Genomic DNA, 15,531 nt, shown 5'->3' with positions numbered 1-15,531 from the left:
CCGTAAGTTTTTGCCAATACTGTAGAGATTGCTGCTGTTAAAGTTGTTTTACCGTGGTCAACGTGTCCAATTGTACCAACGTTAACGTGCGGTTTAGTACGTTCAAATTTTGCTTTAGCCACTTTTAATTACCTTTTATAAGATGACCCAAACTGGGTCATTACTAGTTACTAAGACTTTAGTTTCGAGATTCGATTATTTGTTCAGTGATATTTTTTGGTGCTTCACTATAGCGCTCAAACTCCATGGAGTAAGAAGCTCGACCTTGTGTTTGTGAACGCAAATCAGTTGCATACCCAAACATTTCAGCCAATGGTACTTTAGCTTGCACAATTTTAATACCACCTGGGCCATCTTCCATACCATCGATCATGCCTCGACGGCGGTTAATGTCACCCACAACATCTCCCATAAACTCCTCGGGAGTGGTCACTTCAACTTTCATTGTTGGCTCAAGCAATACCGGAGTAGCTTGCGCACAACCTTTTTTGAAGCCCATTGAACCAGCAATTTTAAATGCCATTTCGTTAGAGTCAACATCATGGTATGAACCATCATATAAAGTGACTTTAACATCAAGCACTGGATAGCCAGCCAACACACCCGATTGCATTTGCTCCTGACAACCTTTGTCAACAGCCGGGATATATTCTTTAGGAACAACACCACCTACGATTTCGTTAACGAATTCGTAACCAGCACCTTCTTCCTGAGGTTCAATTTTCAACCAAACATGACCAAATTGACCACGACCACCGGATTGGCGAACAAATTTACCTTCGACTTCAACCGTACCACGAATTGTTTCACGGTAAGCAACTTGTGGTTTACCCACATTTGCTTCCACTTTAAATTCGCGGCGCATACGATCTACGATAATGTCAAGGTGTAATTCACCCATTCCAGAGATGATAGTTTGACCTGTTTCGTCGTCTGTTGCAACTCTAAAAGACGGATCTTCCGCGGCCAATTTACCTAAAGCAATGCCCATTTTTTCTTGGTCTGCTTGGGTTTTTGGCTCAACAGCAACCGAGATAACCGGCTCTGGGAATTCCATACGTTCAAGGGTGATAATGTGCTCAGGTGCACATAATGTATCCCCTGTGGTTACATCTTTTAAGCCGATAGCGGCAGCGATGTCTCCCGCGCGAACTTCTTTAATTTCTTCACGCTTGTTAGAGTGCATTTGTACAATACGACCGAAACGCTCACGTTTGGATTTTACCGGGTTATAAACAGCATCACCTGTATTTACAACACCAGAATAAACTCTGAAGAAAGTGAGTGTTCCAACAAATGGATCGGTTGCAATCTTAAATGCCAACGCCGAGAAAGGTTCATTGTCGTCTGCATGACGCTCCCCTTCTGATTCATCTTCATTGATGCCTTTAATAGCAGGCACATCAACCGGCGATGGTAAGTATTCAATAACAGCATCTAATACTGCTTGAACACCTTTATTTTTAAATGCAGAACCAGCTGTGCATAGAACAATTTCGTTGTTCAATGTACGAGTTCTAAGCGCTTTTTTAATTTCAGCTTCTGTTAATTCTTCACCTTCTAAATACTTGTCCATCAAGTCTTCAGAAGCTTCAGCAGCCGCTTCAATCATTTTTTCACGCCACTCAGTACATTCATCTAACATATCTGCTGGGATATCTTCATAAACGAAGGATGTGCCTTGGTCTTCATCATTCCAGTTGATGTATTTCATTTTAATTAAATCAACTACACCAGTGAAATTCTCTTCCGCGCCAATTGGTAATTGAATCGGAACAGGCGTTGCGTTTAAACGCTTTTCGATTTGTCTGACCACAGCTAAAAAGTCTGCACCGGTACGGTCCATCTTATTGACGAAAACCATACGCGGTACATGATATTTATCTGCCTGACGCCAAACCGTTTCAGACTGAGGCTGTACCCCTGAAGATGCACAAAACACCACAACGGCACCATCTAATACACGCAGAGAACGTTCCACTTCAATTGTAAAGTCAACGTGCCCTGGTGTATCAATAATGTTTACTCTGTGGTCGTCAAACTGAGCATCCATACCACGCCAAAAGGCTGTAGTAGCAGCAGATGTGATAGTAATACCACGCTCTTGTTCTTGCTCCATCCAGTCCATGGTTGCCGCACCATCATGTACCTCACCTATTTTGTGAGATAAACCGGTATAAAAAAGCACACGTTCAGTTGTGGTAGTTTTACCAGCATCAACGTGCGCACATATTCCGATATTGCGATAGCGCTCAATAGGCGTTTTTCGAGCCACGACAAATATCCTCTTGTTTCGGTATTACCAACGATAATGAGCGAATGCTTTGTTGGCTTCTGCCATACGATGAACGTCTTCACGCTTCTTAACAGCAGAACCTTTGTTTTCTGATGCGTCTACGATTTCAGCAGCTAGACGCTGAGCCATTGATTTTTCACCACGCTTACGAGCAGCTTCTACTAACCAACGCATACCAAGAGTATTACGACGAACAGGGCGAACTTCTACTGGAACTTGATAAGTAGAACCACCAACACGACGTGATTTAACTTCCACAGCTGGACGAACATTGTCTAAAGCTGATTCAAACACATCTAAATGTTCTTTGCTTGCTTTTTCAGCAGCAATATCTAACGCACCGTAAACAATCTTTTCAGCGGTTGATTTTTTGCCGTCTAACATAACGACATTTACGAATTTTGCTAATAGTTCACTCTTGAACTTTGGATCTGGTAGGATTTTACGTTGACCTACGACTCTTCTTCTAGGCATTTTGTTACTCCAATTTTTCAGGGATTACCCAAAACTAATAATTAATGATGCTTGGCCTTACTCGGATCGGAGAACCCTTAAGCCTTAGGTCTCTTAGCACCGTACTTAGAGCGTGCTTGCTTACGCTTAGCAACACCTGCACAGTCCAATGAACCACGTACAGTGTGATAACGCACACCTGGTAAATCTTTAACACGACCACCACGAATAAGAACAACACTGTGCTCTTGTAAGTTATGGCCTTCACCACCGATGTATGAAGTTACTTCAAAACCGTTGGTTAAACGAACACGACAAACTTTACGTAATGCAGAGTTTGGTTTTTTTGGTGTAGTTGTATATACACGAGTACATACACCACGACGCTGTGGACAAGCTTCTAAAGCAGGCACGTTACTTTTAACGGTTTGCTTTACACGAGGCTTACGCACGAGCTGGTTAATAGTTGCCATCAACTGCTCCTAATGTATTTCTATTAGCGTTTAAAAATGAAAAATCCGCGTCCCATAAATTTAGGGACGCGGAATTTTAATGGTCAAGTATTAAACTGTCAAATAAATCGCATAACCTTTAGCCTTATTCTGGCAAATTAATGCGACAAATAGGTGACAATTAATCTTGATCGCTGCTGAAGTCAGCATTTAATGCATCAGTCAGCGCTTTTTCTGCTTCATCAGCCGTTACTTGAGTTTCCACTTCTGGCATAGCTGCTTTCATGCGACTTTGCGCACGTTTTAAGTGATAAGCATAACCAGTACCAGCAGGAATCAAACGACCAACAATAACGTTCTCTTTCAAGCCACGTAAATCATCGGTTTTACCGCTTACCGCTGCTTCAGTTAACACACGAGTTGTTTCCTGGAACGAGGCAGCAGAGATAAATGATTCTGTAGAAAGTGATGCTTTAGTAATACCTAATAATTGGTATTCATACTTAGCTGGTATCTTATTCTGCTCTTCTAAATCACGGTTAGCGATATTAACAGCAGCAACCTCAGCCGTTTCACTTTCTAAGAATTGTGAATCACCCGCATCGGTGATCACGCATTTACGTAACATTTGGCGTACGATAACTTCAATATGCTTGTCGTTAATTTTTACACCTTGTAAGCGATATACGTCTTGTACTTCGTTTACTATGTAATTACAAACATCTTGGATACCACGCAGACGTAAAATGTCATGCGGAGACTCTGGACCATCGGCAATAACTTCACCACGTTCAACCTGCTCACCTTCAAACACGTTTAATTGACGCCATTTAGGGATCATCTCTTCGTGTTGAACCGCGCCATGTTCCGCTGTAATAATTAAGCGACGTTTACCTTTAGTCTCTTTACCAAAGCTAACTGTACCTGAGATTTCTGCAAGAATTGCAGGATCTTTCGGCTTACGAGCTTCAAATAAATCCGCAACGCGCGGTAGACCACCGGTGATGTCACGGGTTTTTGAACTTTCTTGTGGAATACGAGCAATCGCATCACCACTTTGTACTTGAGCACCATCTTCTAGGTTAACTAAAGCGTTACCCGGTAAGAAGTATTGTGCTGGCATATCAGTGCCGCCCATGTTAACCGCTTGGCCTTTTTCATCAACCAAACGAATTGCCGGACGCATTTCTTTACCCGCACCAGTACGATCTTTTGGATCAATCACTACAATGCTAGATAAACCAGTTAGCTCATCAGTTTGGCGAGTAATTGTGACACCCTCAACCATATCTGCAAATTGAACTTTACCAGCTACCTCAGTGATGATTGGGTGAGTATGCGGATCCCAGTTAGCGATAACTTCACCGCCAGATACTGCATCCCCGTCACCTTTACTCATTACCGCACCGTAAGGAATTTTATAACGTTCTTTTTGACGGCCTTGCTCATCGATTACTGTTAATTCACTTGAACGTGAAGTAATCACTAGCTTACCATCAGAGTTAGTTACGAACTTAGCGCGTGCTAGCTTGATAGAACCATCTGTTTTAACCTGAATGCTATTCTCGGCTGACGCACGAGATGCCGCACCACCGATGTGGAACGTACGCATGGTTAACTGTGTACCCGGTTCACCGATTGACTGAGCCGCGATAACACCAACAGATTCACCTTGGTTAATAACGTGGCCACGTGCAAGGTCACGACCATAACACTGAGCACAAACACCAAAGTCGTTATTACAAGTAATTACAGAACGTACTTTAACTTCATCAATTGAGTTAGCTTCTAACTGATCACAAAGCGCTTCATCAATCATCACATTACGTTCGATTAACACTTCTTCGCTACCAGGTACTAATACGTCTTCAGCAACAACACGACCAAGTACACGTTCACGAAGTGGTTCTACAACGTCACCACCTTCGATTAACGGACGCATCCAAGTACCATTTTCAGTACCACAGTCAACACCCATTACAACCATGTCTTGAGCTACGTCAACTAAACGACGAGTCAAATAACCTGAGTTCGCAGTTTTAAGTGCAGTATCTGCCAAACCTTTACGCGCACCGTGAGTTGAGATGAAGTACTGAAGTACGTTCAGACCTTCACGGAAGTTCGCAATAATTGGCGTTTCAATGATAGAACCGTCTGGCTTAGCCATTAGACCACGCATACCCGCTAACTGACGAATCTGAGCCGGGCTACCACGAGCACCTGAGTCAGCCATCATATAAATCGAGTTAAAGCTGTCTTGTTCTTCGTCTTCACCTTTTGCGTTTTTAACCACTTCTTTAGACAAGTTGTCCATCATTGATTTTGCAACGCGTTCGTTAGCAGACGACCAGATATCGATAATTTTATTGTATTTTTCACCGGCAGTTACAAGACCAGACTGGAATTGTTCCTGAATTTCGGTTACTTCAGCTTCAGCTTCTTCAACAATCTCTTTTTTCGCATCTGGGATAACCATATCGTCAATACCAACAGATGCACCTGAAAGCATTGCGTAATGGAAACCTGTATACATAATATGGTCAGCAAAAATAACTGTGTCTTTTAAACCTAACTGACGATAACAGCCGTTTAATAAACGAGAAATTTGCTTTTTACCCATAGGCTGGTTGATTAAATCAAACGACATGCCATCAGGTAAAATTAACGATAAAATAGCACGACCAGCGGTAGTTTCAACGATACGAGTTGAAGACTCTTTTTCACCTTCTTCATTAAAAGTGACTTCTGAGATTCGAACTTTTACTCGGCTGTGTAATTCAACATTACCCGTACGGTAAGCTTTTTCAGCTTCTTTCGGGTTTTTAAATACAGCGCCTTCACCTAAACCATTCACTTTGTCACGAGTCATGTAATAAAGACCCAATACAACGTCTTGTGAAGGTACGATAATCGGCTCACCGTTTGCTGGTGATAAAATGTTGTTGGTAGACATCATTAACGCACGAGCTTCCAATTGAGCTTCTAACGTTAATGGTACGTGTACCGCCATTTGGTCACCGTCGAAGTCAGCGTTATAAGCCGCACAAACTAACGGGTGTAAATGGATCGCTTTACCTTCGATTAATACAGGTTCAAATGCCTGAATACCTAATCTATGAAGTGTTGGAGCACGGTTTAATAAAACCGGATGTTCACGAATAACTTCATCTAAAACGTCCCAAACTTCTGGCGCTTCACGTTCAACTAATTTTTTAGCTGCTTTAATCGTTGTTGCTAAACCACGTAGCTCTAATTTGCCGTAAATAAATGGCTTGAATAACTCAAGGGCCATTTTTTTCGGTAAACCACACTGGTGTAAACGTAAAGTAGGACCAACTGTAATTACAGAACGGCCTGAATAATCTACACGCTTACCTAGTAAGTTTTGACGGAAACGACCTTGTTTACCTTTGATCATATCTGCCAAAGATTTTAATGGACGTTTGTTAGAACCCGTAATAGCACGGCCACGACGACCATTATCTAATAATGCGTCTACCGCTTCCTGCAACATACGTTTTTCGTTACGAACAATAATATCCGGAGCGGCTAAATCTAATAAGCGCTTCAAACGGTTATTACGGTTAATAACACGACGATATAAGTCATTTAAGTCAGAGGTTGCAAAACGGCCACCATCTAACGGTACTAATGGACGTAAATCAGGTGGTAAAACAGGTAATACTGTCATGATCATCCAACGAGGATCATTACCAGACTGATGGAAAGCTTCCATTAGTTTTAAACGTTTAGTGATTTTTTTACGTTTAGTTTCAGAGTTAGTTTCAGGTAACTCTTCACGCATCATCTTGATTTCTTGCTCAAGATCAATGTTATCTAATAAAGCTAAAATGGCTTCTGCACCCATTTTTGCTTCAAATTCATCACCGTATTCTTCTAATGCGTCTAAATAATCTTCTTCGTTTAACAGCTGGCTACGCTCTAAAGTCGTCATGCCTGGCTCTGTAACAACGAATGATTCAAAATAAAGTACACGTTCGATATCACGTAATGTCATATCTAACATTAAACCAATACGAGACGGTAATGATTTTAAGAACCAAATATGCGCAACTGGGCTTGCTAATTCAATGTGACCCATGCGTTCACGACGCACTTTAGTTAAAGTAACTTCAACACCACATTTTTCACAAATAACACCACGATGCTTTAAACGTTTGTATTTACCACACAAACATTCGTAATCTTTGATCGGGCCAAAAATACGCGCACAGAACAAACCGTCACGCTCAGGTTTAAACGTACGGTAGTTAATTGTTTCAGGTTTTTTAACTTCACCAAATGACCACGAACGGATCATGTCCGGTGATGATAAACCAATGCGAATTCTATCGAATTCTTCTGTTTTGTTCTGCTGCTTGAGAAACTTCAGTAAGTCTTTCACGCTGATTCTCCACTCGGAGTTAAAATCCTAAGCCGCAAATATAATTTACGGCTCCTAGTCTTTTAGAAGATTACTCTTCTTCCAATTCAATGTTGATACCTAAAGAACGGATCTCTTTCAACAATACGTTGAAGGACTCAGGCATGCCTGGTTCCATCTTATGGTTGCCATCAACAATGTTCTTATACATCTTAGTACGACCGTTAACGTCATCAGACTTAACTGTCAGCATTTCTTGTAGAGTATAAGAAGCACCGTAAGCTTCAAGCGCCCATACTTCCATTTCACCGAATCTTTGACCACCAAACTGAGCTTTACCACCCAATGGTTGTTGAGTAACCAAGCTGTATGAACCGGTAGAACGAGCATGCATTTTGTCGTCTACTAAGTGGTTCAATTTAAGCATGTACATGTAACCAACCGTTACTTTACGCTCAAACGGGTTACCGGTACGGCCATCATATAATTGAATTTGACCACTTGTCGGTAAACCAGCAAGGGTTAATAATTCTTTAATTTCAGGCTCTTTTGCACCGTCAAATACAGGCGTAGCCATAGGTAAACCAGCTTTTAAATGACTTGCAAGACGAATCACTTCTTCATCAGTGAAACTTGCAATATCTACTTGCTGGCGACAATTACCTACATCATACGCTTGCTGAATGTAGTTACGTAATTCATGAATCTCTTTTTGCTCTTGCAACATTTGATTGATCTTACGACCAATACCTTTTGCTGCCGCACCTAAGTGAGTTTCAAGAATCTGACCCACGTTCATACGAGAAGGTACACCTAACGGGTTTAATACGATATCAACCGCATCACCGTTTTCATCATAAGGCATATCTTCGATCGGTAGAATCGTTGAAATTACACCCTTGTTACCGTGACGACCCGCCATTTTATCACCCGGCTGGATTTGACGTTTAACTGCTAAATACACTTTAACAATTTTTAATACGCCAGGTGCTAAGTCATCACCTTGAGTGATCTTGTTACGTTTAATTTCTAACTTTTTGTCAAATTCAGCACGAGTTTCTTCATACTGTTCAGCAATTTGCTCAAGTTCAGCTTGCTGATCTTCATCAGTTAAGCTTTGTGTTAACCATTTAATACGGTCAATTGCATCTAACTCAGCTTCAGATTTACCGGCTTTCACCAATAAACTTTTAGCACGAGCAAAAATATCATCTTCTAATATTTTAAACTCTGTTGTTAAATCTTTCTTAACTTCAGCAACTTGCATCTGTTCAATTTCTTTAGCTCGCTGATCTTTTTCAACACCATCACGGGTAAATACTTGAACATCAATAATAGTACCGCTTACGCTGTTAGGAACGCGTAATGAGCTGTCTTTTACATCAGATGCTTTTTCACCAAAGATAGCTCTTAGTAGCTTTTCTTCTGGGGTTAATTGTGTTTCACCTTTTGGCGTTACTTTACCAACTAAGATGTCACCGCCTTTAACTTCCGCACCAATGTATACCACACCAGATTCATCTAGCTTAGATAATGCTGACTCACCAACATTAGGAATATCAGAAGTAATTTCTTCTGGACCTAATTTAGTATCACGCGCAATACAGCTTAATTCTTGAATATGGATAGTGGTTAAACGGTCTTCCTGAACAACACGCTCAGATACTAGGATAGAATCCTCAAAGTTATAACCATTCCAAGGCATGAACGCGATACGCATGTTTTGACCTAATGCCAACTCACCTAAATCGGTAGAAGGACCATCAGCTAATACATCGCCGCGTACAACCGGAATACCCACTTCACAAGTTGGTCTTTGGTTAATACAAGTATTTTGGTTAGAACGTGTATATTTGGTTAAGTTATAAATATCAATACCCGCTTCGCCTGGTACTGTTTCAGATTCATTAACTTTAACCACAATGCGGCTTGCATCAACATAGTCAATTACACCGCCACGCTTAGCAACTACAGTTACACCTGAGTCAATCGCAACTGTTTTTTCAACACCAGTGCCGACTAAAGGCTTATCCGCTTTTAATGTTGGTACAGCCTGACGTTGCATGTTTGAACCCATTAATGCACGGTTCGCATCATCGTGTTCAAGGAATGGAATTAATGACGCCGCTACCGATACGATCTGCTGCGGAGAAACATCCATATACTGAACTTCATCAGAGCTCATTAATGTAAATTCGTTTTTATGACGACAGTTAACCAATTCATCAACTAAACGGTTATCATCATCAACTTCTGCACTCGCCTGAGCGATAACATAGTTACCTTCTTCAATTGCAGATAAATATTCGATTTGCTCAGTTACCTGACCATTAACCACTTTACGATATGGCGTTTCTAAGAAACCAAAATCATTGGTACGAGAATAACTCGCTAATGAGTTAATCAAACCGATGTTTGGACCTTCAGGCGTTTCGATAGGACATAAACGACCATAGTGAGTCGGATGTACGTCACGAACCTCAAAGCCAGCACGCTCACGAGTTAAACCGCCCGGACCTAATGCAGAAATACGACGCTTATGCGTTACTTCTGATAACGGGTTGTTCTGATCCATAAACTGAGATAATTGGCTAGAACCAAAATATTCTTTAACAGCTGCTGAAATCGGCTTAGCGTTAATTAAGTCTTGAGGTGTTAAATTATCTAAATCACCTAAGCTTAAACGTTCTTTAACTGCACGCTCAACACGTACTAAACCAACACGGAATTGGTTTTCAGCCATTTCACCAACGCTACGAATACGACGGTTACCTAAGTGGTCGATATCATCCACTTCACCTTTACCATCACGAATATCAATTAATGTTTTCATTACATCAATAATATCTTGATTTGATAAAGTACCTTCGCCAACTAATTCTTCACGCTTAACACGGCGGTTAAACTTCATACGACCGACACTAGATAAATCATATCTGTCTTCGTTGAAGAATAAGTTTTCAAATAAACCCTCAGCCGCTTCACGTGTTGGTGGCTCACCAGGACGCATCATACGGTAAATTTCAACTAACGCCTCTAAACGGTTAGTAGTTGAATCTACACGTAAAGTTTCAGACATATATGCACCATGATCTAAATCATTAATGTATAAAGTCTCTAGTGTTTTATAACCCGCTTTAGCTAATTCAGCTAATAATTCTAAAGTCAGTTCAGAGTTTGCTTCTGCAATTACTTCACCGGTAGATTCATCAACATAAGTTTGCTTTAAAGTTTTACCGATTAAATACTCAACCGGAACTTCTAATTCAGAAACATTTGCTTTATCTAATTGACGAATATGACGTGCCGTAATACGACGTCCTTTTTCAACAATTACATTGCCTTCATTATCATTGATATCAAAAGCTGCGGTTTCACCTAATAAACGCTCAGGCACTAATTGCATCATGCAACTGTTTTCTCTGATCTCAAAAATAACAGATTCAAAGAATAGATCTAAAATTTGTTCAGAAGTGTAATCTAATGCACGTAAAATAATTGACGCTGGTAATTTACGGCGTCTATCAATACGAACAAACAAATTATCTTTAGGGTCAAACTCAAAGTCTAACCAAGAACCACGGTAAGGAATTACACGAGCATTGTATAAAACTTTACCTGAAGAGTGGGTTTTACCTTTATCGTGATCAAAGAATACACCTGGTGAACGGTGTAATTGAGAAACAATAACACGTTCAGTACCATTAATAACAAATGTACCATTTTCAGTCATTAATGGGATTTCGCCCATGTAAACTTCCTGCTCTTTTATATCTTTTATTGTTCCTGCAGGAGCTTCTTTATCGTATAAAACTAATCTTAATTTCACACGTAATGGCGCAGAGTAAGTTACCCCCCTGACTTGACATTCTTTAACATCAAATACGGGTTCGCCTAGGTGATAGCTAACATACTGCAACTCAGAGCTGCCAGAATAGCTAACGATTGGGAATACGGAACGGAATGCAGCCTCCAGTCCATATTGACCATCAGGGTCTACATCAATGAATTTTCGGAAAGAGTCTAACTGGATGGAAAGCAAATAAGGTACATCCAGAACCTGCGGACGCTTACCAAAATCCTTACGAATGCGTTTCTTTTCGGTATAAGAATAAGCCATGGGGTTCCTCAGCTTGCTGATTTCAAGATCAATCAGGCACTAATTTAAAGTGATGGTTGAGCTACAATCATAATCGTTTTAATTGAACTTTTTAAGCGCAAAGCTCTATAGCGCAAAAAGGCCGGCACTCATTAAGCGCCAGCCCTTGCCGGTTAAGGCTAATAAACTGTACAAGACAGATTATTTAACTTCAACTTCTGCACCAGCTTCTTCTAGTGCTTTCTTAAGCTCTTCAGCTTCTTCTTTAGAAGCGCCTTCTTTGATTGGAGCTGGAGCACCATCAACTAAAGCTTTAGCTTCTTTAAGGCCTAAACCTGTTGCGCCACGTACTGCTTTGATAGCAGCAACTTTGTTAGCGCCAGCACCTTTAAGGATAACTGTGAATTCAGTTTGCTCTTCAGCAGCTTCAGCAGCGCCAGCAGGACCAGCAACAACAGCAGCAGCAGCAGATACACCGAATTTTTCTTCCATTGCAGAAACTAATTCTACAACATCCATAACTGACATTTCAGCAATAGCATCAATGATTTGGTCTTTAGTAATAGACATGACTCTTTACCCTAATAATAAAATATTTTACAAAATAATATGCTAAGCAGCACACAACACAATTAAGCAGCTTCTTGCTCTTTTTGGTCGCGAATTGCAGCGATAGTACGAACAAGTTTGCCAGCAGCCGCTTCTTTCATGCAGCTCATTAACTTCGCTAAACCTTCTTCGTATGTTGGCAATGACGCTAAAATTTCAACGTCAGCTACCGCACCTTCAAATGCAGCACCTTTAATTTCAAAAGCTTTATTACTTTTTGCGAACTCTTTTAAAATACGAGCCGCAGCACCTGGGTGCTCAGTAGAGAAAGCTAATAAAGTAGGTCCTACGAATAAGTCTTTAAGACATTCGTAGCTTGTACCTTCAACTGCACGACGAGCTAATGTGTTACGAACAACTTGAAGTTGTACGCCTGCTTCACGAGCTTTTGCACGTAAAGACGTCATATCAGCTACAGTAACGCCGCGAGAATCAGCAACAACTGCAGAAAGCGCACCAGTGGCAGCTTCATTGACTTGAGCGACAATTTCTTTTTTGCCTGCGAGTCCTAATGCCATTAGTGTAACTCCTGGATATCCTAGATATTATCTAGATTGTAACTACCCCAACTAACCATTGAGTTGGGAATGATTTACGGATTAGGTCCAGAAGAGGGTATAAAACAATCTTCGAGGTTCCTTCACCGTCTACGTAGGAAATTAAGTAATAAAATCAAAAGTTAACTTTAAAACACCTACGGTCTTGGACGTGAGCCTTACGGCACGACCTTAAATTTGGCCGCGTAGTTTAACTAAACAGCGCGGCCAAGTAAAGCTTTTTGAACAACTATTAAGCAGTTTGAGTGCTTAAACCAGCTTGGTCAACTTGAAGACCAGCGCCCATAGTTGTAGATAAGCTCACCTTAGCAACAAAAACACCTTTTGCTGTAGATGGCTTAGCTTTTTTCAATGCAACGATTAAAGCTTCAAGGTTTTCTTTAAGCTTATCATTGTCAAAATCCACTTTACCGATAGTAGTATGGATAATACCGTTTTTATCGTTACGATAACGGATCTGACCAGCTTTAGCTTGTTTAACTGCTTCAGCAACATTTGGTGTTACTGTACCCACTTTAGGGTTAGGCATTAAACCACGAGGACCTAAAACTTGACCTAATTGACCAACTACGCGCATTGCATCTGGAGAAGCAATAACTACGTCGAAGTCCATTTGACCAGCTTTAACCTGTTCAGCTAAATCGTCCATACCTACGATATCAGCACCAGCTTCTTTAGCAGCTTCAGCGTTTGCACCTTGAGTGAAAACAGCTACACGAACTGTACGACCAGTACCGTGTGGTAAAACGGTAGCGCCACGAACGTTTTGATCTGATTTACGAGCATCGATGCCTAAGTTAATAGAAGCATCAACACTTTCAACAAACTTAGCTGTAGCGAATTCTTTTAACAAATCTAAAGCTTCATTGATGTCATAAGCTTTAGTTGCGTCAACTTTTTCACGGATTAAACGTGCTTTTTTAGTTAATTTAGCCATTGATTAGTCCTCTACCACTAAGCCCATGCTACGCGCAGTACCAGCGATTGTTCTAACTGCTGCATCCATATCAGCTGCAGTTAAATCTGGTTCTTTTGCTTTAGCAATGTCTTCTAATTGTGCACGTGTAACAGTACCCACTTTATCTACGTGTGGTTTAGCTGAACCACTTTTAAGACCTAAAGCTTTTTTCAATAAGAAAGATGCTGGTGGAGTCTTAGTTTCAAAAGTGAAAGAACGGTCACTATAAACTGTGATAACAACTGGTACCGGAGCACCTTTTTCTAGGCTTTCTGTTTTTGCGTTGAACGCTTTACAGAATTCCATGATGTTAACACCTTGCGCACCTAACGCAGGACCAACTGGTGGACTAGGGTTAGCCATGCCAGCTGCAACTTGCAGCTTAACTAAGGCTTGTACTTTCTTTGCCATTGTAATTACCTCTTTGTGGGTCTACGCCTAGTAAATGCGAGGACACTTACTTTACGGCTACCCGGTTCTAAATTGGGTCGCGGATTATAATTTAATCGTTAACCTTTTTCAACTTGTGAAAATTCTAATTCAACTGGTGTAGAACGACCAAAGATCAGAACTGACACTTTTAATCTGCTCTTTTCATAATCCACTTCTTCAACAACACCGTTAAAGTCAGCAAATGGACCATCATTAACTCTAACCACTTCACCTGGTTCAAATAATGTTTTCGGACGTGGCTTATCATGATTTTCTTCAAGACGATTTAAAATCGCTTGCGCTTCACGATCAGAAATTGGTGCAGGACGATCACTCGTACCACCAATAAAGCCAAGTACCCGCGGCGTGCTTTTAACCAAATGCCATGACTCATCATTCATGATCATTTGAACTAAAACATAACCTGGGAAAAACTTACGCTCACTCTTGCGTTTTTGACCAGCACGCATTTCAACAACTTCTTCGGTTGGCACCAAAATGTCACCGAAATATTCTTCCATACTGTTTAATGCAATATGCTCTTTTAAAGTAGTAGCTACGCGGCCTTCATAACCTGAAAACGCTTGAACTACATACCATCTTAATTTTGGTTCTGACATTGTTTACAGCCCTAATCCAGTTAAAAATGAAACTAATCGCACCATAATCCCATCAAGGAACCACAATAACAACGACATAATAACAGTTGCAATTAAGACAATAACAGTCGTGCGCAAGGCTTCATCACGAGTAGGCCAAATCACTTTACGAACTTCAGTGCGTGACTCTTTAGCGAAACTTAACCCCGCTTTCCCTTTGCCAGTTTGAGCAGCAATTAAACCAGCAACAACAACAGCACCAACCACGCCTAACGCGCGCCATAGCACTGATACTTGCTCAGCATAATAATGATTGCCCCAAACCGCAGCACCGAGGATAACAACAGTTAAAATCCACTTAATTGAATCAAAACTGCTCCCTTGCTTTTCTGCTTCTACGCTCATACAAAAACCTTTACGGGATTTACAGACAAAAATGCCCCGCATTAAGCGAGGTCAAAAAGCTGGCAGGGGTGGCAGGACTCGAACCCGCAACCATCGGTTTTGGAGACCGCTGTTCTACCAATTGGAACTACACCCCTGCAAAAACTTTAAACACAAAAGCCCCTTGCGGGGCTTTTGAATCTCGAATTATATATTATGCAAAGATTTTAGCAACAACGCCAGCACCTACTGTACGGCCACCTTCGCGGATTGCGAAACGTAAACCTTCGTCCATCGCGATTGGTGAG

At 41.0% G+C, this 15,531-nt stretch carries 13 protein-coding genes and 1 tRNA gene; all 14 read right to left on the bottom strand.

All coding sequences use genetic code 11. The features are described 5' to 3' along the window. A partial coding sequence (locus tag N7931_RS18105; RefSeq protein WP_262795413.1) for a GTP-binding protein occupies window positions 1–122 on the bottom strand: 122 nt, incomplete at its 3' end. A 56-nt stretch (window positions 123–178) separates the two neighbouring features. Beyond that, a complete protein-coding gene (fusA, locus tag N7931_RS18100) occupies window positions 179–2,275 on the bottom strand; it encodes an elongation factor G (protein WP_262795756.1) in 2,097 nt (698 codons plus the stop codon). A 24-nt stretch (window positions 2,276–2,299) separates the two neighbouring features. Further along, window positions 2,300–2,770, bottom strand: a complete 471-nt coding sequence (gene rpsG, locus N7931_RS18095; RefSeq protein ID WP_262795755.1) for a 30S ribosomal protein S7 — start codon at window positions 2,768–2,770, stop codon at window positions 2,300–2,302. A gap of 77 nt (window positions 2,771–2,847) precedes the next feature. After that, window positions 2,848–3,222 (bottom strand): 30S ribosomal protein S12, encoded by a 375-nt coding sequence (rpsL, locus tag N7931_RS18090; protein WP_262795754.1) that lies wholly within the window; start codon window positions 3,220–3,222, stop codon window positions 2,848–2,850. Between the two features lie 160 nt (window positions 3,223–3,382). Then, window positions 3,383–7,606 carry a DNA-directed RNA polymerase subunit beta' gene (gene rpoC / locus N7931_RS18085; RefSeq protein ID WP_262795753.1) on the bottom strand — a complete coding sequence of 1,408 codons (4,224 nt, stop codon included), beginning with the start codon at window positions 7,604–7,606 and terminating at the stop codon, window positions 3,383–3,385. 70 nt (window positions 7,607–7,676) lie between these two features. Continuing rightward, complete coding sequence (rpoB, locus tag N7931_RS18080; RefSeq protein WP_262795752.1) at window positions 7,677–11,705, bottom strand: DNA-directed RNA polymerase subunit beta; 4,029 nt, start codon at window positions 11,703–11,705, stop codon at window positions 7,677–7,679. Between the two features lie 180 nt (window positions 11,706–11,885). Continuing rightward, window positions 11,886–12,254, bottom strand: coding sequence for a 50S ribosomal protein L7/L12 (rplL, locus tag N7931_RS18075; RefSeq protein WP_262795751.1), 369 nt, complete (start codon window positions 12,252–12,254; stop codon window positions 11,886–11,888). Between the two features lie 62 nt (window positions 12,255–12,316). Continuing rightward, entirely contained in the window at window positions 12,317–12,811 is a 495-nt protein-coding gene (gene rplJ, locus N7931_RS18070; protein WP_262795750.1) for a 50S ribosomal protein L10, read from the bottom strand. 271 nt (window positions 12,812–13,082) lie between these two features. Further along, window positions 13,083–13,787 (bottom strand): 50S ribosomal protein L1, encoded by a 705-nt coding sequence (gene rplA, locus N7931_RS18065; protein ID WP_262795749.1) that lies wholly within the window; start codon window positions 13,785–13,787, stop codon window positions 13,083–13,085. A gap of 3 nt (window positions 13,788–13,790) precedes the next feature. Beyond that, window positions 13,791–14,219: a 50S ribosomal protein L11 gene (rplK, locus tag N7931_RS18060; RefSeq protein WP_262795748.1), complete on the bottom strand. Its 429-nt coding sequence runs from the start codon at window positions 14,217–14,219 to the stop codon at window positions 13,791–13,793. Window positions 14,220–14,317: 98 nt separating this feature from the next. Further along, window positions 14,318–14,860: a transcription termination/antitermination protein NusG gene (gene nusG / locus N7931_RS18055; protein WP_262795747.1), complete on the bottom strand. Its 543-nt coding sequence runs from the start codon at window positions 14,858–14,860 to the stop codon at window positions 14,318–14,320. Between the two features lie 3 nt (window positions 14,861–14,863). Beyond that, the gene (secE, locus tag N7931_RS18050) at window positions 14,864–15,244 is read right to left on the bottom strand and encodes a preprotein translocase subunit SecE (RefSeq protein WP_262795746.1); all 381 of its coding nucleotides are present in this window, start codon (window positions 15,242–15,244) and stop codon (window positions 14,864–14,866) included. A 60-nt stretch (window positions 15,245–15,304) separates the two neighbouring features. Next, window positions 15,305–15,381: transfer RNA gene (locus N7931_RS18045), tRNA-Trp, on the bottom strand. 56 nt (window positions 15,382–15,437) lie between these two features. Next, window positions 15,438–15,531, bottom strand: a 94-nt coding sequence (locus N7931_RS18040; RefSeq protein ID WP_262793262.1) for a hypothetical protein, incomplete at its 5' end; no start/stop codon positions are given.

The organism is Catenovulum sp. 2E275 (genome assembly GCF_025515275.1).
GTDB lineage: Bacteria > Pseudomonadota > Gammaproteobacteria > Enterobacterales > Alteromonadaceae > Catenovulum.
The sequence above is the reverse complement of the archived record's forward strand: the minus strand, read 5'-3'. Positions and strand labels throughout refer to the sequence as shown.